Raw genomic sequence first — 22,786 nt, 5'->3', positions numbered from 1 at the left:
GGCGGTTCCGACTTTATCAGAATCATTTGGGCCGACCTAATCGGTGGCTTTCGTGATTCGAATGAGAATCGGGGTGACTCCGTGGAATCGAATTCCCGACCGGAGTGAGTGAGACTTTAACTTGGCTGCTGCCGAACTGTCCAGTTCCAGGCAACCGTTTAAATCTACCTCCCCACGTCCGCCGTGTCAACAGCTTTTGTGGGCACCGGAGGACACTAGCAGGTCGGCGGGGCCGTACGCACATCAGGCCGCGGTGGGCAGCGCGGCGCTGCGGTCGGGCTCGTCCAGGTCGCCCGCCTCACCTGCGCGGGAGGCGCGGCCGCCCAGGACGTACACGTAGGTGAGGAAGGCCAGCTCGGCCGTGACGCCGATGGTGATGCGGGCCCAGGTGGGCAGCCCGGACGGGGTGACGAAGCCTTCGATCAGGCCCGAGACGAAGAGGACCAGGGCCAGGCCGATCGCCATCCCGACGGCGGCGCGGCCGCGTTCCGCGAGGGCGGCGCGGCGGGTCATGGGGCCGGGGTCGATGACGGTCCAGCCGAGGCGGAGGCCCGTACCGGCGGCCACGAAGACGGCGGTCAGTTCGAGCAGGCCGTGGGGAAGGATCAGGCCCAGGAAGACGTCGAGGCGTCCGGCCGACGACATCAGACCGATGGCGACACCGACGTTCAGCATGTTCAGGAAGAGGATCCACAGCACCGGGATGCCCAGGAAGGCGCCGAGGACGAGGCACATGGCGGCGGCCCGGGCGTTGTTCGTCCAGACCTGGGCGGCGAAGGAGGTCGCCGGGTGGCTGGAGTAGTACGTCTCGTACTGGCCGCCGGGGCGGGTCATCTCGCGGAGTTCGGTGGGGGCGCCGATCGCGGCCTGGACCTCCGGGTGGGCGCCGATCCACCAGCCGATCAGTACGGCGAGCAGGGTGGAGAGGACGGCGGTGGGGATCCACCAGTGCCGGGAGCGGTAGACGGCCGCCGGGAAGCCTGCCGTCAGGAAGCGGGCCGCGTCGCGCCAGGAGGAGCTGCGGGTGCCGGTGACGGTGGCGCGGGCGCGGGCCACGAGTTGGGTGAGCCGGGCCGTGAGCATCGGGTCCGGGGCGGTGGACTGGACGATCGACAGGTGCGTGGACGTGCGCTGGTACAGGGCGACGAGTTCGTCGGCCTCGGCGCCGGTGAGCTTGCCGCCCCGGCGCAGGAGGTGGTCGAGGCGCTCCCACTCGGCGCGGTGGGCGGTGACGTAGACGTCGAGGTCCATGATCGGCTGCTGCTCCAGGCATCGGCTGGGGACGGGTCCGTACTGCTGCGGCGCGCTGCGGGTCAGCTTGGCAGACTGGCGTTCGGAGGGGTCGCGAAGGGCGGAGAAGGGTGGGTGCCGTGAGTGGGTTGGTGACGGGAGATGCCGTCGTCCTGGGGTTGCAGCCGGCGCGGCTGCCGAGCCGGGCGCTGGCCGTGCTCATCGATCTCGCGGTGGTGTGGGCCGCGTATCTGCTGATCATGCTCGCGCTCGCGGTCGCCACGGCTTCGCTGGACGACGCGGCGGTGATGGCGGTGTCCATCGCCTCCTTCGTGCTGGTCCTCGTCGGGGCGCCGATCGCGGTGGAGACGCTGTCGCACGGGCGGTCGCTGGGGAAGATGGCGTGCGGGCTGCGCGTGGTGCGGGACGACGGCGGGCCGATCCGGTTCCGGCACGCGCTGGTGCGGGGGGCGATGGGGGTCGTGGAGATCCTGATGACCTTCGGGGTCGTCGCCTGTGTCGCGTCGCTGGTGTCGGAGCGGGGGCGGCGGCTCGGGGACGTCTTCGCGGGGACGCTGGTCGTGCGCGAGCGGATACCCGCGGCGCGGGTTCAGACCGTGCCTCCGCCGCCGCCGTGGTTGGTGGGGCGGTTCTCGGGGCTCGACCTCTCGGGGGTGCCCGAGGCTCTGTGGCTGGAGATACGGCAGTACCTCACGCGGGCGCGTGAACTGGATCCGGCCGTGGGGCGGCGGCTCGCGGAGCGGCTGGCCGACGAGCTGGTGTCGCGGACCGGCACGCCGCCGCCGGCGGGGGTTCCGGCCGAGGCGTTTCTGGCGGGGGTGGTGGCCGAGCGGCAGGCCAGGGACGTCCGGCGGGCGGCGGCCTCTGCCTCGGCGGTGGCGGAGCCGGCCGCTGCGGCAGGGGCGGGGCCGGGGACGCCAGGTCGGGGCGCGGCGGTCGTCGTTCCGACCGTCACCGCTTCTCCGCGCACTGATCCGCCGGGCGGTGGGGGCGGGGAGACCGCCGCGCCCGCCACGGGGTTCGCTCCGCCGGCCTGATCGTCAGGGGAAGACGGACGGCGGGGTCTCCAGGGCTTCGAGTTCGATGCCGGGGGCCGCGAGGACCACGTCGCCGGCGATGTGGACGGTGTGCCTCTCGCCCGTGTCCAGGGCGCTGACCTGGTACTCGTCCACCATCAGGGGGCCGTTGTCAGTGGCGTGCGCTTCACTTCTCAGCAGGGCCCAGGACTGGTCGACCGTGAGGGGGGCGAGCACCGGGTCCGTGAAGGCGACGAGCCTGACACGGGTCTCGGGGGAAGCGGGGGTGAGACGCAGGAGTCGCGTGAGTGCGACGAGGAACGCCGGGGACGTGCCGGTGAAGGCGTGGGCGCGCACATTGCCTTCGGTGGCGTGGGTTCCGGTGGGGTCCGTGCGGACCCAGGTGACGCCGTCGAGGGCCGCGCCGCGGACCTGCCAGCCGGCGGCGTGGAGTTCGAGGCGGATGGGGCGGCCGAGTTCGTCGACGGCCAGGTCGACGGAGCCCTGGTGGTCGCCCGAGGGGGTGGTGATCTGAGAGACGTAACGCCAGCCGGAGGGGCCGGGCGCGCAGTGGAAGTGTTCTTCACCGAGGGGGGTGTGGTCGTGCGGATCGTGGAGCGAATATCGGCCGCGGGGCATGGGTCAGTCCTCGGGAGGGGGCGCTTCCAGGGGCGGTAGCGGGGGCGGGACGGGGCAGGCCCCCCGGCACGGGGGTGCGGGGGGCCTGCCTGAGTCCTCTACGGGTGTCCGGGACGGCGTCGCGTCGGTGCGCGGGCGCCGCCGGCCGGGGCATCAGTAGCGGTAGTGGTCCGGCTTGAAGGGGCCCTCGACCTCGACGCCGATGTACGCGGCCTGCTCGGGGCGCAGGGTCGTCAGCTTGACGCCGAGGGCGTCCAGGTGGAGGCGGGCGACCTTCTCGTCCAGGTGCTTGGGCAGGACGTAGACGTCGGTCGGGTACTCCTCCGGCTTCGTGAAGAGCTCGATCTGCGCCAGCGTCTGGTCCGCGAAGGAGTTCGACATGACGAACGAGGGGTGACCCGTCGCGTTCCCCAGGTTCAGGAGGCGGCCCTCGGACAGGACGATGAGGACCTTGCCGTCGGGGTAGGTCCAGGTGTGGACCTGCGGCTTGACCTCGTCCTTCACGATGCCCGGGGTCCTGGCGAGGCCGGCCATGTCGATCTCGTTGTCGAAGTGGCCGATGTTCCCGACGATCGCCTGGTGCTTCATCCTGGCCATGTCCCCGGCCATGATGATGTCCTTGTTGCCGGTCGTGGTGATGAAGATGTCGGCCGTCTCGACGACCTCGTCGAGGGTCGTGACCTGGTAGCCGTCCATCGCCGCCTGGAGCGCGCAGATCGGGTCGATCTCCGTGACGATGACCCGGGCACCCTGGCCGCGGAGGGACTCCGCACAGCCCTTGCCCACATCGCCGTAGCCACAGACCACGGCCGTCTTACCGCCGATGAGGACATCGGTGGCGCGGTTGATGCCGTCGATGAGGGAGTGACGGCAGCCGTACTTGTTGTCGAACTTCGACTTCGTCACGGCGTCGTTCACGTTGATCGCCGGGAAGAGGAGGGTGCCGGCCTGGTGCATCTCGTACAGGCGGTGGACGCCGGTGGTGGTCTCCTCGGTCACGCCGCGGATCTCGGACGCGAGCTGGGTCCACTTCTGCGGGTCCTCGCCGAGGGTGCGGTTGAGGAGACGGAGGATGTGGCCGTACTCCTCGCTGTCCGCGGTGGCCGGGTCCGGGGCCGAGCCGGCCTTCTCGAACTCGACGCCCTTGTGGACGAGGAGGGTGGCGTCACCACCGTCGTCGAGGATCATGTTCGGGCCGCCGGTGGGCGTGTTCGGCCAGGTCAGGGCCTGCTCCGTGCACCACCAGTACTCCTCCAGGGTCTCGCCCTTCCAGGCGAAGACCGGGACGCCCTGCGGGTTCTCCGGGGTGCCGTTCGGGCCGACGGCGATGGCCGCGGCGGCGTGGTCCTGGGTGGAGAAGATGTTGCAGGAGGCCCAGCGGACCTCGGCGCCGAGGGCGACCAGGGTCTCGATGAGGACGGCGGTCTGCACGGTCATGTGCAGGGAGCCGGTGACGCGGGCGCCGGCGAGCGGCTGCTGCTCGGCGTACTCGCGACGGATGGACATCAGGCCGGGCATCTCGTGCTCGGCGAGGGTGATCTCCTTGCGGCCGAAGGCGGCCAGGGAGAGGTCGGCGACCTTGAAGTCCTGGTGGGCGACAGTCGTCATGGCGGAGCTGCTCCTCGTGTGATCGAGTGCGAGGGTCTGTTGGGGGGCGCCCGGGCGCCACGGAGGCTCCCAGGGCACAGGAATGCCCGGGGTTCTCCACGGTGCCGTCGTCGGAGGCCCTCTCTCCCTCGGCCGGTCCGTGCGGACCGCCCGACCGCCATCAGCAGCGACGTCTGGCTGCTCTCGAATCTACACCGGACGGGGCGGTGGCCACAGTCCGCATCGGGATCTTGGGGCGGTCCGGGAACGGGTTCGGGGCGGTGCCGGGGCGGTCGCCCAGGTGGCTCGGGACCGTGGCCGGGAGGGCGTGGGGACGGGTGAGGCCCCCGGGACCGGGGGGTCTCGGGGGCCTCTGGTGACGGTGGGGGTCAGTGACCCGTGCCGCCCGGGTTCTTGGCGGGGTTCACGCCGTTCGAGGCGGCCGTCTCGCTGTAGATGTCGGGCTCCAGGTAGATGACCCGGGCGATCGGGACGGCGGCGCGGATGCGCTCCTCGGCGGCGTTGATGGCGTTCGCGACCTCGGTCGCCGACTCGTCGTGCCGGACGGCGATCTTCGCGGCGACGAGAAGCTCCTCGGGGCCGAGGTGGAGCGTGCGCATGTGGATGAGGCGGGTGACGGTGTCGCCGTCGACGACCGCGTCCTCGATCTTCTTGACGTCCTCGACGCCCGCGGACTCACCGAGCAGCAGCGACTTGGTCTCGGCCGCCAGGACGATCGCGATGACGATCAGGAGGACGCCGATGCAGAGGGTGCCGATGCCGTCCCAGACGCCGTCGCCCGTGGCGAGCGCCAGGCTCACGCCGCCGAGGGCCAGGATCAGACCGACGAGGGCGCCGAGGTCCTCGAGCAGGACGACCGGAAGCTCGGGGGCCTTCGCCCGGCGGACGAACTGCGTCCAGGACAGGCCGCCTCGGATCGCGTTGGACTCCTTGATCGCCGTACGGAAGGAGAAGGTCTCGGCGATGATCGCGAAGACGAGGACGCCGACCGGCCAGTACCAGGCCTCGATCGCGTGCGGGTGCTTGATCTTCTCGTAGCCCTCGTAGATGGCGAACATGCCACCGACGGAGAAGAGGACGATGGAGACGAGGAAGGCGTAGATGTACCGCTCGCGGCCGTAGCCGAAGGGGTGCTGCGGAGTCGCCTCGCGCTTGGCCTTCTTTCCGCCGAGGAGCAGCAGCCCCTGGTTGCCGGAGTCGGCCAGCGAGTGGACGCTCTCCGCGAGCATCGAGGACGAACCACTGAAGAGGAACGCCACGAACTTGGCTACGGCGATCGCCAGATTCGCGGCGAGTGCCGCCACGATCGCCTTGGTTCCGCCTGACGCGCTCATGGGTGTACGTGGTCCCTTCGTCGATGCACCGGCTCTGTCGCCGCGGTTCGGCCGGTCATTGTTGCATCAGGCCACGACGGTGGCGCGGAAGACCGTCCCCGTACCGGACAGTTCGGCCCGCTCCCCCGCCGGCACGAAGACGGACTCGCCGGGGGCGAGGGCGACTTCGCCCGCCGTCGGGCGGCCCGCGACGGCGAGCAGGATCTGCGGGGTGGGGCTGGTCAGGTCGGTCGGGGCGGCGCCCTCGGCCCGTACGAACCGGGACAGGCGGAACTCGTCGATCGGGGTGTCGTAGACCTCCTCGCCCGCCGGGGAGGCCTCGGGGCGCAGGACGGTCGGGTCGACCGGCTCGAAGCGGACCACACGGAGGAGTTCGGGGACGTCGATGTGCTTCGGGGTGAGTCCGCAGCGCAGCACGTTGTCGGAGTTGGCCATGATCTCGACGCCGAGGCCGTCCAGGTAGGCGTGCGGCACACCGGCGCCGAGGTAGAGCGCTTCGCCGGGCTGGAGCCGGACCCGGTTGAGGAGCATCGCGGCGATGACGCCGGGGTCGCTCGGGTAGTGGTGGGCGAGGCTCGCGTACGGGGCGTGGGCGCCGCCGAGGCGGTCGGCGGCGGCGGTCGCCTCGGCGACGGTGTGCGCCATCTCGTCCGGGTCGGCGGTCAGCAGGGCCGTCAGGACCTCGCGGAGGGCGGCCTCTTCGGGGTGGGCGTGGAGCAGGTCGACGTACGGCTTGAGCGAGTCGACGCCCAGTGCGGCGATCAGGTCGGCGGCCTCGGCGGGTGCGCGGAAGCCGCACAGGCCGTCGAAGGGCGTGAGGGCGCAGATCAGTTCGGGCTTGTGGTTGGCGTCCTTGTACGTGCGGTGGGGGGCGTCGACCGGGACACCGGCGGCCTCCTCGGCCGCGTGACCGGCCCGGGCCTGCGCCAGGTCGGGATGGACCTGGAGGGAGAGCGGGGCGCCGGCGGCGAGCACCTTCAGGAGGAACGGGAGGCGGGGGCCGAACTTGTCGACGGAACGCTGCCCCAGTTCACGTACCGGATCGGCGTCGATCAGCTCGTTCAGCGAGCCGCGCTCGGTGCGGGAGGGCGCGCCGGGGTGGGCGCCCATCCACATCTCCGCCTGGGGCTCGCCGGACGGGGCGATCCCGAGCAGTTCCGGAATGGCCGTCGTGGAACCCCAGGCGTAGGGGCGAACGGTGTTGACGAGGCGGTCCATGGTGCCTGCCAGCTCCTCGTGGCGGTGACGGATGGTGAGGGGGGTCGGGAGACAAGTGACAGGTGACAGGTGACAGGGGTCGGATGACGGGTGGATATCGGGGTGGTGGACGGGGGGATTACGGGGTGGGGGCGTTTGGCTGGTGGGGTGGCTGGGGCTGGTGGGGCCAGTTGTTTCTGGTGGGGCCGGTTGTTCCTGGTGGGTGGTTTCTTCTAGTGGGGCGTGCGGTTTCGGCTTGCCAGGGAGAGGTAGACGGCCGCGAAGTCGGTCACGGCCAGCAGCTCGGCCAGGGTCTCCAGGTCGCCGCCCTCCTCCGGTTCCAGCTCGCTGATGGCGGTCTCGTGGCTGAGAGCCAGTTCGCGGGCCGCGTGCGCCGCGGTGAGGCCCTCGGACGGACGGTCCCTGAGCAACAGGACCCTGGCGCGCAGCGCCTGCGGCTCGTCGACCCGGTCACGGAAGAAGTCCTCGGGGTCGGCGCCCGCCGCGTAGTCACCGGCGAGCAGGACCCCGTGCGCGGGCAGGGCCTCCGGGAGGTCGGCGGCCAGGGCCGGCCGGCCGGCGAGTTCCGCGAGGACCGCGGCGAAACGGCGTCCCGCCGGGCCCGCCGCCTCGCCCTCGGTCCAGATCAGCGGCAGCGAGTCGGCGAGTTCGGCGGCGAGCGTCTTCGCCGGGTTGCTGTACGTGGCGATGGCCGGGCCACAGCGCTCGGCCGTCCGGTCCAGCCGGTCGGCCACCTTCTCCAGTGCCTCCGGCGGCGCCTCCAGGAGCCCGACCCGGTCCAGGAGCACGAGCAGCGGGGTGAACAGGGCCCACAGGGCGCCGGGACCTGCCGCGAGGGATTCCGCGGACTCGTCGGCCGACTCGTTCGGGGCGGTGGCCATCGGGACGAACAGTCCGTGGGAGCCGCTGACGGCCTCGGCGACCGGGGAGCCCTTCGGGGCGACGGCGACGACCGTCACGCCACGGCGGTACGCCTGCTCGGCGAGGAGCGCCAGGCCCGGCTCGGACCCGTCCGTCGTCGGCAGCAGGAGCAGGTCCACCGAGCCGGCCCAGCCGGGCAGCGCCCAGCGCAGGGCGCCCGCGGCGGGAGCCACACCGGTCGGCTGAAGGCGTACGACGGGGGCCGAGGCGCCGGCCAGGGCTCCGATCAGGTCGGCCACGCAGGCCGATACGGTGCCGGGGCCCGCGACCAGGACGGCACGGGGGCGGCCCTCGGGATGCAGGTCCGCGATACCGGCCTCGGCGGCATGCCGGGCCGCCGTCCGTACGCGGGCGCCGGCCTCGGCCGCGGCGCGGAGGAGACCGCGGTGGTCGGCCAGGGCCAGGTCGTCCGGGGCGTCGAGGAGGGTCTCGTCGAGCATGGGGCGGGTGCCTCCGGTCGCGTCGTCGTCATCGGGGTCTGCGGGGCGGTTCTGTGGCGCGGGGCCTTGCGGTGCGGGGCCCTGTGGTCTTGTGCGGTTTGCCTTCGGCCGGGCGTGTCAGTACCCATCCGTACAGCGGGGAGGGCAGAGGTGCGGGTCTTTCCGTGGGGGTGCTCGCCGTCGGCGGCGGCCCCTCCGGGGGGCCTCTCGCGGGCCGAGTGCTCGTGAGCCGAGCCCGGCGCCCGGTCGACGGACTTCGGCGGACGGCTCCGTGCGGGTTTTCCGGAGAGACCTCGGCCCCGTGTCCGGCGTGCCCGCCGGGCTCGTAGCCGCCCTCGTCAGGTGGTCGGGCCTGCAGGTGGGAGACCGGTGGCGGCGTCAGGTGGCCGGGCCTGCCTGTCGGGGACCGGAGCCGCCTGCGGGTGGCTCGGTCTGCCTCGGATGGCTCGTTCTGCCGTCGGATGGCTTGCGCCCTCCCTCCGGTCGCCCGGCCTGCCCAGGCCGACCGCCTCGGGGGGCGCGGCCGGGCCTTCGGGTGGCATGTGCCTTCGGTCGGCGGCTCGGACCGTCCTGGGGGCTCGTGCCGCCGTCGGAGGGCTTATGCCCTTCTTCCGCCGGCATAGCCCGCCTCGGGCGACCCGGCCGGGCTTCGGGCAGATCTGCCGCGCCTCGGGTGGCGTGTGCCGACCTGCGCCGCCACCGTCCCAGGCCGATTCCGGTGGCTCGGCCTGCCTCCGGCGGCTCGGTCCGTCCCTCGGGTCCCAACCCGCCTCCGGTCTCCTCGCTCGGCCTTGGGCCGGTCAAGCTCCCTCAGGGGCCGCGGCTTCCTCGGGTGGGCCAGGGCGTTCTCCCCGACCCGTAGTCTCGCCGGGTCCCACGGTGGCCTCGACCGCCTGACGGTCGTGATCCGCCGACAGGTGGCTCGGGCCATCGGCTGCCCTCAGTGGCTCAGGCCGCCCTCGGGCTTGCGCTGCCCACGCTCGGACGTCTCCCGGCCTCGGCCGCCTCAGGCCGTCTCCCGGCCCCGCTGCCCTCGGGCCGGCTCGCGGCTTCGGAGCCCTCGGTGGCTCAGAGCGTCCGTCGGAACTCGGTGCGGGCTCGGGGGCTCCGGGTCAGGACGGGCGGCGGGCTTCGTCGGTCAGGAGGACCGGGATGTTGTCGCGGACGGGGTACGCGAGGCCGCAGTCCGGGCTCGTGCAGAGGAGTTCGGGGGTTTCGTCCGCCGTGCGGTCGTTCAGCGGAGCGTGGCACGCGGGGCAGGCCAGGATCTCCAGGAGGCCGGCTTCGAGCGGCATGGGATGTCCCTTCGAACAAACGGGGGTGGTGCTGCCCTTCGGGCCAGGTCAGCCTACCGCCGGGGAACGGGGGACGCCCCGATCCCCGGCGGCGCGGCCGGGTCAGTCGGTCGCTCGGACCAGGGCGAGGACCTCGTCGCGGACCTTGGCCATGGTGACCTCGTCGCGGGCCTCGACGTTGAGGCGGAGCAGCGGCTCCGTGTTGGAGGCGCGCAGGTTGAACCACCAGTCGGCGGCCGTCACCGTGAGGCCGTCGAGTTCGTCGAGGGTGACGCCCTCGCCCTCGTACGCCGCCCTGACCTTCGCCGCGCTGGCGGCCTGGTCGGCGACGGTCGAGTTGATCTCGCCCGAGGAGGCGTAGCGGTCGTACGCCGACACCAGGTCGGACAGGGTGCCCTCCTGGCCGCCGAGGGCCGCGAGGACGTGGAGCGCGGCGAGCATGCCCGTGTCCGCGTTCCAGAAGTCCGCGAAGTAGTAGTGCGCGGAGTGCTCGCCGCCGAAGATCGCGCCGGTCTTCGCCATCTCCTCCTTGATGAAGGAGTGGCCGACGCGGGTGCGGACGGGTTCGCCGCCGTTCTCGCGGACGACCTCGGGCACCGACCAGGAGGTGATCAGGTTGTGGATGATCGTTCCGCCGGGGTGCTTGGCGAGCTCGCGGGCGGCCACGAGGGCCGTGATCGCGGACGGCGAGACGCCCTCGCCTCGCTCGTCGACGACGAAGCAGCGGTCGGCGTCGCCGTCGAAGGCGAGGCCGAGGTCGGCGCCCTCGGCGCGGACGCGGGCCTGGAGGTCGACGATGTTCTTCGGGTCGAGCGGGTTCGCCTCGTGGTTCGGGAACGTCCCGTCCAGCTCGAAGTACATCGGGACGAGGTCCAGCGGCAGGCCCTCGAAGACGGTGGGGACCGTGTGGCCGCCCATGCCGTTGCCCGCGTCGACGACCACCTTGAGCGGGCGGATCGCCGTGAGGTCGACCAGGGCCTTGAGGTGGGCGGCGTAGTCCGCCAGCGTGTCCTGTTCCGTGATCGTGCCCGGCGTCGCCGCGGCTTCGGGCGCGCCGGTCTCCGACCAGCGTTCGGCCAGCTCGCGGATCTCCGCCAGGCCGGTGTCCTGGCCGACGGGGGCGGCGCCCGCGCGGCACATCTTGATGCCGTTGTACTGGGCCGGGTTGTGCGAGGCGGTGAACATGGCGCCGGGCAGGCCAAGGCTGCCGGAGGCGAAGTAGAGCTGATCGGTGGAGCAGAGTCCGATCAGGGTGACGTCGGCGCCGAGGCGGGCCGCGCCGCGCGCGAAGGCGTCGGCCAGGCCGGGCGACGAGGGGCGCATGTCGTGGCCGATGACGATCGCGTCCGCGTCCGTCACCCGTACGAACGCGGCGCCGAAGAGTTCGGCGAGGTCCTCGTCCCACTGGTCGGGTACCACTCCGCGGACGTCGTACGCCTTCACGATCTGCGACAGATCGGCAGTCACGGATCCACCCTCCTGAGTCTCGGCACGCGTGTGCGGCGCGTGTACGGAACGCCAAAACTACCCGGAGCGGGGAGGTGTACGCGGACGGTGTCCTGTCGGTGGACGGATATCGGCCCGGACGGCGGCGTGATCGCGGCGCGGCGGGTCAGTTGTCCGGGGAGCGGAGCACCCTGAGGTGCCCTCGACGGCCGACCTCCATGGGGTCGCCGCCCCGGCCTCCGCCGCCCTTGCCGCCTGCGCCGGCCGCGCGTTCCTGGGGGCGGGCCGCCTCCCGTACCGCGTTGGCCAGGGCTTCGAGGTCGTCGCCGCTGGGACGGGGCGGGGCGGAACCGTCGGTGAGCCGCACGACCTCCCACCCGCGTGGCGCGGTGAGGCGCTCGCTGTGCTCGGCGCACAGGTCGTAGCAGTGGGGCTCGGCGTAGGTGGCGAGCGGGCCGAGGACCGCAGTCGAGTCGGCATAGACGTACGTCAGTGTCGCGACGGCAGGGCGGCCGCACGCAGTGCGCGAACAGCGACGTACAGGGCTCACGACGTTGGACGGTACCGCACTCTTGAGCGGGCCGCGACGACTCTCCCTCAGGTCACTCCCCCGTGTCGCGTTGTGACCTCCGCCACCCGGTAGGCCGGGGTGCTCGCTCTGACCTGCGCGGGAGAGCGCGCAAGGGAGCGGGGCCGGGAGTCGATCCGGACAGTCCGGGGTACAGATCCGGTCATCCACGGCCAGATGGCCGATCGCGAGGGGCTGTCGGATCGAGCGGACGATTGGCCGGAATGTTCAGGTTTCGACATCAGGTGGTGGCGGGGCGGCAGCCCTGGGGGACGGTGGCGAGGATGCGCCACGGCACGCGGGGACCGATGAGGGTTACGCTGCGTCAGTGATGGACAGTCCTGTGCCACCGAGCCCGCCGCACCGTTCCACGGAGCCTCCGGAGGAGCCTCGGGTGCGCCGCCGCGACCGGCACGGCCGCGGGATGCGCGGACCGGTCGCCCCGCCGCAGGTGCCGCTCTCCGCGAGCCGGGCCGACACCTTCCGCGATCTGGTGCTCGACTCGGTCGAGCGTCTGGAGCGGCGCTGGCCGCAGCTCGCGGACGTCGACTTCATGGTGATGGAGGTGCCGCCTTCGGTGACGGGCGAGACGGTGCCGCTGGGGGGTTCGGCGCCCGCCGAGAAGGACGAGCCCGCCCGGGTCGTCGTCTACCGGCGCCCGATCGAGATCCGGTCGAAGAACCGGGACGAACGGGCGCTCCTGATCCACGAGGTGGTCGTCGAGCAGGTCGCGGAGCTCCTCGGGCTCTCCCCCGAGTCGGTCGATCCGCGGTACGGGCAGGACTGAGCCGCCCGGAGCCGTGACCCGGGGCGGCCCGCCTGACCGACGAGCCCTCCCCTGGGCCGTGGCACGGCCTAGTCCAGGACCCCGAGGTTCTGGTGTGCCGTCGGGACCTCCACCGTGCCTCGGTCGTCGACGAACGTCTGGATCGTGAACATCGGCGTGCCGTCCTGGGGCAGTGCCAGGGTCCGCGCCGCGTACACCTTGCCGCCGGAGACCGGCTCGACGGTGATCGCGTACGACCCCTTGAGGCCCTCGGGGACCAGGTCCGTGAGGGTCGTCGTCGTCCCCTCCTTGACGGTGAGCGTCCTCGACACCGGCGTGCCCGCCCCGGAACCGGCCGAGGCCGTGACCTTGACCTGGGCGGCGGCGTCGGGCGCGGTGAGGGACAGGGTCGTGGCCTTGGCCCGGTTGTCGGCGACCGTCGCCCGGCCGGAGACCGCCGCGGCCGCCGGTACGAAGGCGATCTCGGTGTTCTCGCCCTTGCCGCGCACCACCCGGAGGGCGGCCACGAACGGCGTGGGCTTCTTCGGGTCGCTCGGGGTGAGCAGCAGGGAGCCGCCCTCGCCGCGGGTGAGGTCCGGCAGGTCGACGGAGGCCGTCATCCCGGACTTCAGGTGCAGGGAGCCGGCTCCCGCGGGGACGATCGTGCCGGTCGCGGTGACGAGCTGGACCTTCACGTCGGCGTCCTCGTTGCCGGGGGCGAAGGCCACGAGCCGTACGGAGGTCGCGTCGGCGGGGATGCCGGGGAGCACGGCGCGGCTCGCCGGGTCGGCCGCGGGCGCGATCCAGTCGCTGCCGAGCTTGTCGTCGGCGGCGCCGATGGCCGCGCCGATCCGTCCGCTGCGGGTGGTGACGTGGACGGTGACGGCCTGCTGGGCGGCCTCGCCCGTGAGGGTGGAGAGGAGCACCGGGACCGTGGAGCGGGCGGGGACCGGGATGCCGTCGGTGAACTGGGACTTGAGCGGACCCTCGGGGCCGTACAGCTCGATGTCGGCGACGGCGGCCGCGTCGTCCGGGTTGGTGAGGTGGACGTAGTCCTGGCGCTCCTTGGCGGTGGAGGCGGCGGGGAACCAGAAGTCGGTGTCGGGGGCCCCGCAGCTCAGACCGAGGAGGCCGCGGGCGCCGCCCGCCGGGACGACGGTGGTCTGCTGGACGGTCCAGCCGGGGGCGAGGGTGCCGGTCGCCGAGCCGGCGAGGGCGGGTACGGCGGGGCCGTCCGCCTCGGCGGTCACGGGCTTGCCGGGGGCGGTGACGGTGGCCGGGGCCTTGGGGGCCTTCGGCTTCTTGCCGGTGCCGGAGGTCGTCGTGCTCGCGGCGGGCAGCAGCCGGGCGGTGGGCTGCTCGGTCCTGCCCCCGCTCGGGGCGCTCGGCGCCGCGCCGGTGCCCGGAGGGGTGTACGAGGTGTAGAGGGTCTCGGCCACCTCGGAGGTGCTGGGCGCCGGGCAGACCATGCCGGCGCGCTCGACCGGCAGGCGGGTGGGGGCCTTGGCCTGGGGCGCGGCGGGGCCGTCCGGGGCGGTGAGGGACGCGAGGCCGGTGACGGCGGCGAGCGCCGTGGCGACCGCGATCAGGGAGAGGGTCGTGCGCTTCACTGGTTGCTGCTCCCGTCGGGACGCTGCTCGGTCTCGTGGCCCTGGGGGTGCCCGTAGCCGTAGGTGTACGGGTCGTACTGCTGCTGCTCGTACTGCTGCTGCTGGTCGTACTGCTGGTGCGGCTGCTCGTACTGCTGCTGGTCGTACTGCTGCTGCTCGTACCCCTGGTCGTAGCCCTGCTGGGGGTACGCGTACGGCTGCTGCTGGTACGGGTCGGCGGCGTATTCCTGGTAGTAGCCCTGGTCGGCGTACTCCTGCGGCTGGGGCTGCTCCTGGTGCGGGCTCTCGGCCCGCGGCTGTTCCTGGGCGTAGGCCGGGTCGTGGCCGCCGTCCCATTCCTGGGGCTCGTACGCCTGCTGCGCGGGGACCGCGGCGGGTTCCGTCCCGGGCGCCGGGCCGGTGGTCTCCGCCTCCGCCTCGGCGGCGGCGCGCAGACGCCGGGCCCTGCGGCCGTCGCCCTCGGTCGCCTGGGCGGGGATCGCGAGCTCCTCCTCGGGCAGGTCGTCGTCGATCTCGCGGCGCCGGCCGGGCAGGGCGAGGACCAGCAGGACGACGGCGAGGCCGACCTGGGTCCAGATCCACGCGGAGCGGGTGAGGGGCTGGTCGTACGTGACGTCGAGGCGGCCGGCCCCGGCGGGCAGTTCGAAGCCCTGGGCCCAGCCGTCGACGGTGGTGCGCGTCAGCTCCTTGCCGTCGAGGGTGGCGGTCCAGCCCTCGTCGGCGCGGTCGGCGAGGCGCAGGACGCGGCCGGCGGGGCCGGCCGGGACGTCGGTGTGGACCTCGACCGGGCCCGCGGCGACGGCGACCGGGGCCGTCGCCTTGGCGGAGTCCGCCGGCTTCTCCGCCGACGCGGCCGACGGGACGATCATGACGCGGGCGATCTCGCGGTCCACGCGCCAGAGGGCGCTGCCGTCGAGCTGGCTGAGGCGGCTGAGGCCCGGGGTCGAGTCGAGGACGCGGCTCATCTGGCGCGGTGCCCCGTCCCGTACGAGGACGTAGCGGATCGCGTAGCCGCTGAGTTCCCGGGTCTGGTCGGCGCCGGAGCCGGCCACGAGGTGGGCGACGACGGCGTCGAGGCGGGGGTCTTCCTCGGCGCCCGCGGTGAGTTCGGCGTCGCCGAGGCGGGCGCCGGAGCCGCGGACCAGGGTGTAGTCGACCTGGCCGGGCGAACTGCCGCCGAGGACGAGGGTGCGGGGCTGGTCGCGCGTCCCGCTCTCCTCGGCGACGAAGGCCGGGACCTGCACGGGGTCGCGGCGGGTCAGCGGGCCGTCGGCGCCGCCGATCATCCAGCCGGCGGCGGCGACGACGGGGCCGACGGCGCAGGCGAGGGCGATCAGGGCGGCGACGGGCTGGCGCCAGCCGAAGCCGTGGGCGGCGACGCGGGTGCGGCCGCCTTCCGCGCCGATCATTCCGGCGGCGATGAGGGCTGCGCCGTAGACGAGGGTGGCGGGTCCGGCCCAGCCGGTGCCGCCCGCGCCGTTGGTGAGGACGGCGAGGAGGAGTCCGGCGAGGGCGGCGGTCCAGGCGGCGAGGACGGCGAGCCGGCGCTCCTCGCGGAGCAGTCCGGCGAGGGCGGCGAGGACGAGGCCGACGAGGAGGACGCCGCCGGTCGTGCCGGGGCCGCCCGGGCTGGTGCCGAGCAGGTCGAGCGCGGTGGCCGTGCCCGTGCGGATGTCGCGGCCGGCCTCGCGCAGGAGGGCGGCGGGGTCGGTGAGGAGGGTCAGCGACCAGGGGGCGAGGACGAGGAGGGGGGTGCCGACGGCGGCCAGGAAGCGCAGGCCGTACGCGGTGATGTCCGAGCGGCGTACGGCGAGGACGCCGAGGCCGAGGACGACGGCGAGCGCCCACACGACCGGGGTGAACGCGATCGTGAAGGTGAGCAGGAAGGTGTACGCCCAGGTGGCGCGCCAGCTGCCCCGGTCCGGCCGGTTGAAGCCGTGGGCGGCGACGGCGGCGCGGGCCATGAGCGGGAGCAGGATCGCGAGGACGGCGGTGCCGAGCCGGCCGGTGGCGAGGGCTCCGGTGACGGCGGGCAGGAAGGCGTACGCGATGGCGCCCCAGGCGCGCAGGAGCCGGGACTCGACGATGCCGCGGGCGGCGAAGTAGGCGGTGAACCCTGCGAGCGGGACCGAGCAGACGAGGAGCAGGGTCAGCGCGGTGGAGGTCGAGCCGAGGAAGAGCGCGGAGAGCGCGGCCAGGACGGCGAGGTAGGGCGGGGCGGTCTGGGTGCCGCCGGTGCCGAGGGCGTGCCAGGTGTCGGCGTACCGCGACCAGAGGCCGGAGACGGTGTCGGGCGCGGGCAGCAGGGCGCCGCCGGCCAGGGAGCCGCCGGCGAGGAGGTTGCGGCAGGCGACGAGGGAGACGAGGAGCAGCAGGGCGAAGAGGACCGGGCCGGGTCTGGCGGCGATCTTCTTGAGCCGGGCGAACTGCTCGATCTCCAGGTAGTCGGCGTCGTCGCCGCCGGGTCCCGACTCGACGACGCCGTGGCGGGAGCCGCCGGAGTCGGCCTCGTCGCCGCCGAAGTTGGCGGTGAGCTGTTCGACGGCGGCGCGGACGGTGGCGCCTGGCGGCGGGAACAGCGGGCGGAGTTCGCTCGCGGCGACGGCAGGGTTCTTGCGGCGTTTGCGGGCGGCGAGGATCTTCTCGGGGCGCAGGAGGGTGGCGAGGAGGCCCATGACCTCGTCGACGGCCTGTCCGGGGACCTTGCCGACGAGGTAGGCGAGGGTGCGGAGCAGGGTGCTGAGGACGAGCCGCAGGAGCACGTAGGGGAGGGCGGCGCCGCGGGTGTTGGCGAGGAGCGTGTAGACGGCGCCGGCCTTGTCGACGCGGTGCGGGTTGGCGGCGGTGCGCCCGGCGCAGTCGACGGTGCGGCGCTCGCGGGCGGAGGCCTCGGCGTGCCGGAGGACGGCGTCGGGCGCGATGAGGACGCGGTGGCCGGCGGAGTGGGCGCGCCAGCACAGGTCGACGTCGTCGCGCATGAGGGGCAGGCGCCGGTCGAAGCCGCCGAGTTCCTCGAAGACGTCGCGCCGGATCAGCATGCCGGCGGTGGAGACGGAGAGGACGGAGCGGACCTGGTCGTGCTGGCCCTGGTCCTGTTCGCGGCGGTCGAGCCCGGTCCAGCGGCGGCCGCTGCGGGCGATGGAGACACCGGTCTCCAGGAGCTGCTTCCTGTCGTACCAGCCGCGCAGCTTCGGTCCGACGACGGCGGCGTACGCGTCGGAGTCGGCGACGCGCAGGAGTTCGGCGAGGGCGCCGGGCTCGGGGGCGCAGTCGTCGTGGAGGAGCCAGAGCCACTGGACCGGTTCGCCGTGCGGCAGTTCGGGGAGGTCGTAGGCGTCGTCGTTCCAGGTCCGGCTGACGGGGTCCCAGCCGCTGGGGCGCTTCAGATAGGGCAGGTCCTCGGGTCCGAGCACGGGCGCGGTGCGGGCGGCCTCCTCGACCGCGGTGCCGAAGCCGGTGCGGCGCGCGAGGTGCAGGACGCGGTCGGTGCCGATGGCGTCGGCGAGGAGCTGCGCCGAGTCGTCGGCGCTGCCGGTGTCGGCGGCGACCACGTTCTGCACGGGGCGTTCCTGGGCGAGCAGCCCGGCGAGGGCGTCCGGCAGCCAGCGGGCGCCGTCGTGGGTGACGAGCACGGCGGTGACGACGTGTCGCGGGAACTCAGGAGTTGAGGACATCGAGCTACGGGCCCTCCGGCCGGGGTCGCCCGTGAAGGGCGTGGGGGAGCGTCTCGGACGGAGGCCCACACTAACGGCTGTGCGCGGAGCGGTCCGCCGCCCTGTGGACGGAGGGTGCGGGACGGTCTCGTACAGAACACACAGAACGGTCCGCCGCCTGTGGACGGAGCACAGGGGGCGGACCGTTCGTCGTGTCCTGGTGGGCGCGGCCCGGTGCGCGGGCCCCGGAAGGCTGCGCGCCGTTCAGACGGCGGCCTTCTTCAGGCGGCGTCGCTCGCGCTCGGAGAGGCCGCCCCAGATGCCGAACCGTTCGTCGTTCTGCAAGGCGTATTCGAGGCATTCGGAGCGGACCTCGCAGGCGAGGCAGACTTTCTTGGCCTCGCGGGTCGAGCCGCCCTTCTCGGGAAAGAAGGACTCGGGATCGGTCTGGGCGCACAGCGCGCGCTCCTGCCAGCCGAGTTCTTCGTCCGCGTCCTCGACCAGCAGTTCCTGGAACAACTCGGTCATGTGCGCCCCTCGTCTGTTCTGTGCGTCCCCGTGATGTTGCCGTGGTGAACCCGGCCGAACGACACGAGTGAAATTACAAGTTCGTGCTCTGCGCGAGTCAAGCCGAGATCTGCTATTGGGCCCCGTATTCACTCTGCGGAACCAAGCGTAAGCGGAAAGTGTTCAAATCACCAAAAAACGAGACACATGCCACCGGCCTGGCCGCACCGTGCGGCCCTCACAGGGGAGGACGTCCGAGACTCGGATCATGTTGCGATCCAGCCATGGAAGCGATCCGGATCACAGTCCGATCACGACTGCCATGTTTACGGGCACGGCTGAAGCGCCATCTCTCCTGGTCGGGGCCTGAGCAAACCTTTCTCCGGACGGAGTAACCGGATGAGGTGAAACATTACCCCCAAATCGGGCATTGAGTTGACAGTCGGGTACCCCTCCGGCCACCTTTGGTGGCATGCCAGCGACCGCAGCGCCCTCCGCGACCCACAGCCGTGGGTTCCGCCGCGCTGTCCAGGCGCGCTGTTGCTGTTGCTGTTCCAGCTGTTGATGCCGTAGAGCTCCAGCTTCCTCTCCCAGCGTCACCCCGCGTCACTCGCGTCACCTCCCCTCGTGACCCCCACCGCTTCTGTTTCTGCTGAGGAACCACCCCACCCATGAACATGGACAGCGACCTTCAGATCGCCGGCGACATCCTCGAGGTCCCCCACCTCCTCCAGCCCGAGCGCCCCCACCCGGTCACCGTGGCCGAGTTCGCCGGCCTGGCCCGCTCGATCGCCGACGACCGCGCCCAGTGGGCCCCGTACGTCGAGTACGACGCCACCACCCGCTGGTACCACCGGCTGCGCACGGGCCCCGGCTACGAGGTGTGGCTGCTCTCCTGGGTGCCCGGCCAGGGCAGCGGACTCCACGACCACGGCGGCTCCTCCGGCGTACTCACCGTCCTGGAGGGCGAACTGACGGAGCGTACGGACCGGGGCGTGCGGACGCTCGCGCCGGGCGTGCACCGCGTCTTCGCGCCCGGGTACGTCCACGAGGTCGCCAACGACTCCCTCGAACCGGCCGTCAGCCTCCACGTCTACTTCCCCGGCCTCACCGAGATGCCGATGCACGAGTCGCTCCAGGGGCAGTGCGCCCCGGCCACCCCCGGTGTCGTCCTCGCCTGAGAGACTGCGCGCATGCGCATTGTGGTTCTGGCCGGCGGCATCGGTGGTGCCCGTTTCCTTCGCGGCCTCAAGCAGGCCGCGCCGGACGCGGAGATCACGGTCATCGGCAACACCGGTGACGACATCCATCTCTTCGGGCTGAAGGTCTGCCCCGACCTGGACACGGTGATGTACACCCTCGGCGGTGGCATCGACGAGGGGCAGGGCTGGGGCCGCGACGACGAGTCCTTCACCGTGAAGGAGGAGCTCGCGGCGTACGGGGTCGGGCCCGAGTGGTTCGGCCTCGGCGACCGGGACTTCGCGACCCACATCGTCCGGACGCAGATGCTCGGCGCGGGCTACCCGCTGAGCGCCGTCACGGAGGCGCTGTGCGCCCGCTGGCAGCCCGGCGTACGCCTCCTGCCCATGTCCGACGACCGCGTCGAGACCCATGTGGCGATCGAGGTCGACGGCGAGCAGCGCGCGGTGCACTTCCAGGAGTACTGGGTGAAGCTGCGCGCCTCCGTCGACGCGAAGGCGGTCGTGCCGGTGGGCGCGGAGGCCGCGAAGCCCGCGCCGGGCGTCCTGGAGGCCGTCGCCGAGGCGGACGTGATCCTCTTCCCGCCGTCGAACCCGGTGGTGAGCGTCGGGACGATCCTGGCCGTGCCCGGCATCCGTGAGGCGATCGTCGCCGCCGACGCGCCCGTCGTGGGCCTCTCCCCCATCGTCGGGGACGCGCCTGTGCGCGGCATGGCCGACAAGGTGCTGGCGGCCGTGGGGGTGGAGGCGACGGCGGCCGCCGTCGCCCGGAACTACGGCTCCGAACTCGTCGACGGCTGGCTCGTCGACACCGTCGACGCGGGCGCCGTCGCGGAGGTGGAGGCGGCGGGCATCCGCTGCCGGGCGGTCCCGCTGATGATGACCGACGTCGAGGCGACGGCCGCGATGGCGCGGGAGGCACTGGCGCTCGCCGAGGAGGTCCGCGGGTGACGCCCGCACCGCCCTCGTACCGGGTCTGGGCGCTGCCCGGGCTGCCGGAGGTGGAGGCCGGGGACGATCTCGCCAAGCTGATCGCCTCCGTCTCGCCGGACCTCGTCGACGGGGACGTCCTCCTCGTCACCTCCAAGATCGTGAGCAAGGCCGAGGGGCGGGTGGTCGCGGCCGACGACCGCGAGGAGGCCATCGACGCGGAGACCGTACGGGTCGTGGCGCGGCGCGGCGCCCTGCGGATCGTCGAGAACCGGCAGGGGCTCGTCATGGCCGCCGCCGGGGTCGACGCGTCCAACACCCGGCCCGGGACGGTGCTGTTGCTGCCCGAGGACCCCGACGCCTCGGCCCGGCGGATCCGTTCGGGGCTGCGCGAGGCCCTCGGCGTCGACGTGGGCGTCGTCGTCACGGACACCTTCGGGCGGCCCTGGCGCAGCGGGCTCACCGACGTGGCCATCGGGGCGGCCGGCGTGCGGGTCCTCGACGACCTGCGCGGCGGGACCGACGCGCACGGCAATCCGCTGAACGCGACCGTGGTCGCCACCGCCGACGAACTCGCCGCCGCGGGCGACCTGGTGAAGGGCAAGGCGGCCGGTCTTCCGGTCGCCGTCGTCCGTGGCCTGCCGCACGTGGTCGCCGGGGACGAGGAGCCGGGCGCCCGGGCGCTGGTGCGCGGCGCGGCCGACGACATGTTCCGGCTCGGTACGTCGGAGGCCGTGCGCGAGGCGGTGACGCTGCGGCGGACCGTACGGGAGTTCACCGCCGACCCGGTCGACCCGGGGGCCGTACGGCGTGCGGTCGCCGCGGCCGTGACGGCTCCGGCCCCGCACCACACCACGCCGTGGCGGTTCGTGCTCCTGGAGTCGGCGGCGTCCCGGGTGCGGTTGCTCGACGCGATGCGGGACGCGTGGATCGCGGACCTGCGGCGGGACGGCAGGTCCGAGGAGTCGATCGCCAAGCGGGTGCGGCGCGGGGACGTCCTGCGGAACGCGCCGTACCTGGCGGTGCCCTGCCTCGTCATGGACGGCTCCCACCACTACGGCGACCCGCGCCGGGACACGGCCGAGCGCGAGATGTTCGTGGTGGCGGCGGGCGCGGGCGTACAGAACTTCCTGGTGGCGCTCGCGGGTGAGCGGCTTGGCTCGGCGTGGGTGTCCTCGACGATGTTCTGCCGGGACGTCGTACGGGAGGTCCTCGACCTGCCGGCCGCGTGGGACCCGCTCGGCGCGGTGGCGATCGGCCACCCGGCGGGCGCCTCGAGGGAACGGGCGGCGCGGGGGGCGGCGGAGTTCATCGAGGTGCGGTGAGGGGCGGGGGCGCTCCGGCGTGGCCGGGGGCCTCGTCGGGTCCGGGGTCGGGCTGATCCGTCGGACCGGGCCGGGTCACCCTCTAGATCGCCGTGATGTCACCCGGGGTCATCCTGGGTGCCCTGCGGGGTGGGACGCGGCCGCTGAGGAGGATCAGGCGGGCCGCGCGGTGGCGCTGGCCCGCGTAGGGGGCCAGGAGGTCCAGCATCGCCGCGTCGTCGGTGGTGCGGTCGCCCACGAGCGCCCAGCCGATGATGCCGGGGAGGTGGAGGTCGCCGGTGGTGACCTCGTCCGGGGCGCCGTTGCTGCGCTGGATCGTCTCGGCGCTCGTCCAGGGGCCGATGCCGGGGATCAGTTCCAGGCGGTGCCGGGCCGCCGGCGGGGCCATGTGCGCGGCCTCCTCCAGGCGCGCCGCCACCCGGGCGGCGCGGACGATCGTGGCCGAGCGCTTGCCGTCGACGTTGGCGCGGTGCCACTCCCAGGACGGGATCATCGCCCACGTACGCGCGTCCGGCATCACGTGCATGCCCTCGGGGGCGGGGCCCGGCGCGGGCTCGCCGAACTTCCGCACGAGCACCCGCCAGGAGCGGTACGCCTCGTCCGCCGTGACCTTCTGCTCCAGGACCGAGGGGATCAGCGACTCCAGGACCAGGCCGGTGCGGGTGAGGCGGAGGCCCGGGCGGCGGCGGTGCGTCGCCAGGACCAGCTTGTGGCGGGGGACGAAGGCGGCCGGGTCGTCGTCGGCGCCGAGCAGCGCGGGGAGGCGGTCCAGGAGCCAGGCCGCTCCCGGGCCCCAGGCCTCGGCCGCGGCCGAGCCCCCGTGCACACGGACGCGGAGGGTGCCGGGGCCGTCGGGGGTGCGGCTGGCCCGCCAGACGGAGCCGTCGGGGGTGGTGCGGAAGGTCGGGTCGGCGGCGCCGCGGCGGAGCGGGCCGAGGGTGAGGCCGAGGTCGAGCGGGGCGCCCTCCGTGACGGGGACCGGCGCGTGGCCGCCGCGCACCGTGGTGCGGGTGGGGTTCGTGGGGGGTGTGAAGCGGCCGGCCATGGATACGAGCGTAGC

At 73.2% G+C, this 22,786-nt stretch carries 18 protein-coding genes; 5 read left to right on the top strand and 13 right to left on the bottom strand.

Annotated elements, in window-relative coordinates; all coding sequences use genetic code 11:
- Positions 1 to 243: 243 nt before the first annotated feature.
- Positions 244 to 1,251: a stage II sporulation protein M gene (locus AMK29_RS34860; protein ID WP_073820097.1), complete on the bottom strand. Its 1,008-nt coding sequence runs from the start codon at positions 1,249 to 1,251 to the stop codon at positions 244 to 246.
- 119 nt (positions 1,252 to 1,370) lie between these two features.
- On the opposite strand from AMK29_RS34860, the gene AMK29_RS34855 reads away from it, so the two are divergent.
- Positions 1,371 to 2,288 (top strand): RDD family protein, encoded by a 918-nt coding sequence (locus AMK29_RS34855; protein WP_241845818.1) that lies wholly within the window; start codon positions 1,371 to 1,373, stop codon positions 2,286 to 2,288.
- A gap of 3 nt (positions 2,289 to 2,291) precedes the next feature.
- Here the strand turns inward: AMK29_RS34855 and AMK29_RS34850 are convergent, their stop codons facing one another.
- The 8 genes from AMK29_RS34850 to AMK29_RS34815 all read right to left on the bottom strand — a co-directional run bounded on the left by AMK29_RS34850 (position 2,292) and on the right by AMK29_RS34815 (position 11,769).
- The gene (locus AMK29_RS34850; RefSeq protein ID WP_073820096.1) at positions 2,292 to 2,906 is read right to left on the bottom strand and encodes a hypothetical protein; all 615 of its coding nucleotides are present in this window, start codon (positions 2,904 to 2,906) and stop codon (positions 2,292 to 2,294) included.
- 153 nt (positions 2,907 to 3,059) lie between these two features.
- Complete coding sequence (ahcY, locus tag AMK29_RS34845) at positions 3,060 to 4,514, bottom strand: adenosylhomocysteinase (RefSeq protein WP_073820095.1); 1,455 nt, start codon at positions 4,512 to 4,514, stop codon at positions 3,060 to 3,062.
- A 368-nt stretch (positions 4,515 to 4,882) separates the two neighbouring features.
- Positions 4,883 to 5,848, bottom strand: a complete 966-nt coding sequence (locus AMK29_RS34840) for a cation diffusion facilitator family transporter (RefSeq protein WP_073820094.1) — start codon at positions 5,846 to 5,848, stop codon at positions 4,883 to 4,885.
- Between the two features lie 66 nt (positions 5,849 to 5,914).
- Positions 5,915 to 7,066: a mannose-6-phosphate isomerase, class I gene (manA, locus tag AMK29_RS34835; RefSeq protein WP_073820093.1), complete on the bottom strand. Its 1,152-nt coding sequence runs from the start codon at positions 7,064 to 7,066 to the stop codon at positions 5,915 to 5,917.
- A gap of 212 nt (positions 7,067 to 7,278) precedes the next feature.
- Positions 7,279 to 8,427: an SIS domain-containing protein gene (locus AMK29_RS34830; RefSeq protein WP_073820092.1), complete on the bottom strand. Its 1,149-nt coding sequence runs from the start codon at positions 8,425 to 8,427 to the stop codon at positions 7,279 to 7,281.
- A 1,112-nt stretch (positions 8,428 to 9,539) separates the two neighbouring features.
- Positions 9,540 to 9,722, bottom strand: coding sequence for a Trm112 family protein (locus AMK29_RS34825; RefSeq protein ID WP_073820091.1), 183 nt, complete (start codon positions 9,720 to 9,722; stop codon positions 9,540 to 9,542).
- Positions 9,723 to 9,824: 102 nt separating this feature from the next.
- Positions 9,825 to 11,189, bottom strand: coding sequence for a phosphomannomutase/phosphoglucomutase (locus tag AMK29_RS34820; protein ID WP_073820090.1), 1,365 nt, complete (start codon positions 11,187 to 11,189; stop codon positions 9,825 to 9,827).
- A 145-nt stretch (positions 11,190 to 11,334) separates the two neighbouring features.
- Entirely contained in the window at positions 11,335 to 11,769 is a 435-nt protein-coding gene (locus AMK29_RS34815) for a DUF3499 domain-containing protein (protein ID WP_073820099.1), read from the bottom strand.
- Between the two features lie 298 nt (positions 11,770 to 12,067).
- Here AMK29_RS34815 and AMK29_RS34810 point away from each other — a divergent pair, with 298 nt between their 5' ends.
- On the top strand, positions 12,068 to 12,523 hold the full coding sequence (locus tag AMK29_RS34810) for a metallopeptidase family protein (RefSeq protein WP_073820089.1): 456 nt from the start codon (positions 12,068 to 12,070) through the stop codon (positions 12,521 to 12,523).
- Positions 12,524 to 12,591: 68 nt separating this feature from the next.
- On the opposite strand, the gene AMK29_RS34805 is transcribed toward AMK29_RS34810, so the two are convergent.
- The 3 genes from AMK29_RS34805 to AMK29_RS34795 form a co-directional block, all read right to left on the bottom strand.
- On the bottom strand, positions 12,592 to 14,112 hold the full coding sequence (locus AMK29_RS34805) for a DUF5719 family protein (RefSeq protein WP_073820088.1): 1,521 nt from the start codon (positions 14,110 to 14,112) through the stop codon (positions 12,592 to 12,594).
- On the bottom strand, positions 14,109 to 17,786 hold the full coding sequence (locus tag AMK29_RS34800; RefSeq protein WP_073820087.1) for a glycosyltransferase family 2 protein: 3,678 nt from the start codon (positions 17,784 to 17,786) through the stop codon (positions 14,109 to 14,111). Before AMK29_RS34800 ends, AMK29_RS34805 begins: the two co-directional genes overlap by 4 nt.
- Before the next feature lie 243 nt (positions 17,787 to 18,029).
- Entirely contained in the window at positions 18,030 to 18,293 is a 264-nt protein-coding gene (locus tag AMK29_RS34795; RefSeq protein ID WP_015033978.1) for a WhiB family transcriptional regulator, read from the bottom strand.
- A gap of 650 nt (positions 18,294 to 18,943) precedes the next feature.
- Here AMK29_RS34795 and AMK29_RS34790 point away from each other — a divergent pair.
- Genes AMK29_RS34790 through AMK29_RS34780 form a run of 3 tightly spaced genes read left to right on the top strand, consistent with a single transcriptional unit; the run spans position 18,944 to position 21,726 of the window.
- Positions 18,944 to 19,453 carry a cysteine dioxygenase gene (locus tag AMK29_RS34790; RefSeq protein ID WP_073820086.1) on the top strand — a complete coding sequence of 170 codons (510 nt, stop codon included), beginning with the start codon at positions 18,944 to 18,946 and terminating at the stop codon, positions 19,451 to 19,453.
- A gap of 12 nt (positions 19,454 to 19,465) precedes the next feature.
- On the top strand, positions 19,466 to 20,422 hold the full coding sequence (gene cofD, locus AMK29_RS34785) for a 2-phospho-L-lactate transferase (RefSeq protein WP_073820085.1): 957 nt from the start codon (positions 19,466 to 19,468) through the stop codon (positions 20,420 to 20,422).
- On the top strand, positions 20,419 to 21,726 hold the full coding sequence (locus AMK29_RS34780) for a coenzyme F420-0:L-glutamate ligase (RefSeq protein ID WP_073820084.1): 1,308 nt from the start codon (positions 20,419 to 20,421) through the stop codon (positions 21,724 to 21,726). Before cofD ends, AMK29_RS34780 begins: the two co-directional genes overlap by 4 nt.
- A gap of 82 nt (positions 21,727 to 21,808) precedes the next feature.
- On the opposite strand, the gene AMK29_RS34775 is transcribed toward AMK29_RS34780, so the two are convergent.
- The gene (locus tag AMK29_RS34775; protein WP_073820083.1) at positions 21,809 to 22,771 is read right to left on the bottom strand and encodes a DNA-3-methyladenine glycosylase family protein; all 963 of its coding nucleotides are present in this window, start codon (positions 22,769 to 22,771) and stop codon (positions 21,809 to 21,811) included.
- Positions 22,772 to 22,786 lie beyond the last annotated feature (15 nt).

It is taken from the genome of Streptomyces sp. CB02261, from assembly GCF_001905665.1.
Lineage (GTDB): Bacteria > Actinomycetota > Actinomycetes > Streptomycetales > Streptomycetaceae > Streptomyces.
Note: the sequence above shows the minus strand (reverse complement) of the source record. Positions and strands in the feature narration are given on the sequence as shown.

What these genes read in the sequence shown, in the direction of transcription:
- manA (WP_073820093.1), bottom strand. Translation starts at nt 7,066, where the DNA reads ATGGACCGCCTCGTCAACACCGTTCGCCCCTACGCCTGGGGTTCCACG.
- AMK29_RS34825 (WP_073820091.1), bottom strand. Translation starts at nt 9,722, where the DNA reads ATGCCGCTCGAAGCCGGCCTCCTGGAGATCCTGGCCTGCCCCGCGTGC.
- AMK29_RS34775 (WP_073820083.1), bottom strand. Translation starts at nt 22,771, where the DNA reads ATGGCCGGCCGCTTCACACCCCCCACGAACCCCACCCGCACCACGGTG.
- AMK29_RS34830 (WP_073820092.1), bottom strand. Translation starts at nt 8,427, where the DNA reads ATGCTCGACGAGACCCTCCTCGACGCCCCGGACGACCTGGCCCTGGCC.
- AMK29_RS34860 (WP_073820097.1), bottom strand. Translation starts at nt 1,251, where the DNA reads ATGGACCTCGACGTCTACGTCACCGCCCACCGCGCCGAGTGGGAGCGC.
- AMK29_RS34850 (WP_073820096.1), bottom strand. Translation starts at nt 2,906, where the DNA reads ATGCCCCGCGGCCGATATTCGCTCCACGATCCGCACGACCACACCCCC.
- AMK29_RS34810 (WP_073820089.1), top strand. Translation starts at nt 12,068, where the DNA reads ATGGACAGTCCTGTGCCACCGAGCCCGCCGCACCGTTCCACGGAGCCT.
- AMK29_RS34800 (WP_073820087.1), bottom strand. Translation starts at nt 17,786, where the DNA reads ATGTCCTCAACTCCTGAGTTCCCGCGACACGTCGTCACCGCCGTGCTC.
- AMK29_RS34840 (WP_073820094.1), bottom strand. Translation starts at nt 5,848, where the DNA reads ATGAGCGCGTCAGGCGGAACCAAGGCGATCGTGGCGGCACTCGCCGCG.
- cofD (WP_073820085.1), top strand. Translation starts at nt 19,466, where the DNA reads ATGCGCATTGTGGTTCTGGCCGGCGGCATCGGTGGTGCCCGTTTCCTT.
- ahcY (WP_073820095.1), bottom strand. Translation starts at nt 4,514, where the DNA reads ATGACGACTGTCGCCCACCAGGACTTCAAGGTCGCCGACCTCTCCCTG.
- AMK29_RS34790 (WP_073820086.1), top strand. Translation starts at nt 18,944, where the DNA reads ATGAACATGGACAGCGACCTTCAGATCGCCGGCGACATCCTCGAGGTC.
- AMK29_RS34795 (WP_015033978.1), bottom strand. Translation starts at nt 18,293, where the DNA reads ATGACCGAGTTGTTCCAGGAACTGCTGGTCGAGGACGCGGACGAAGAA.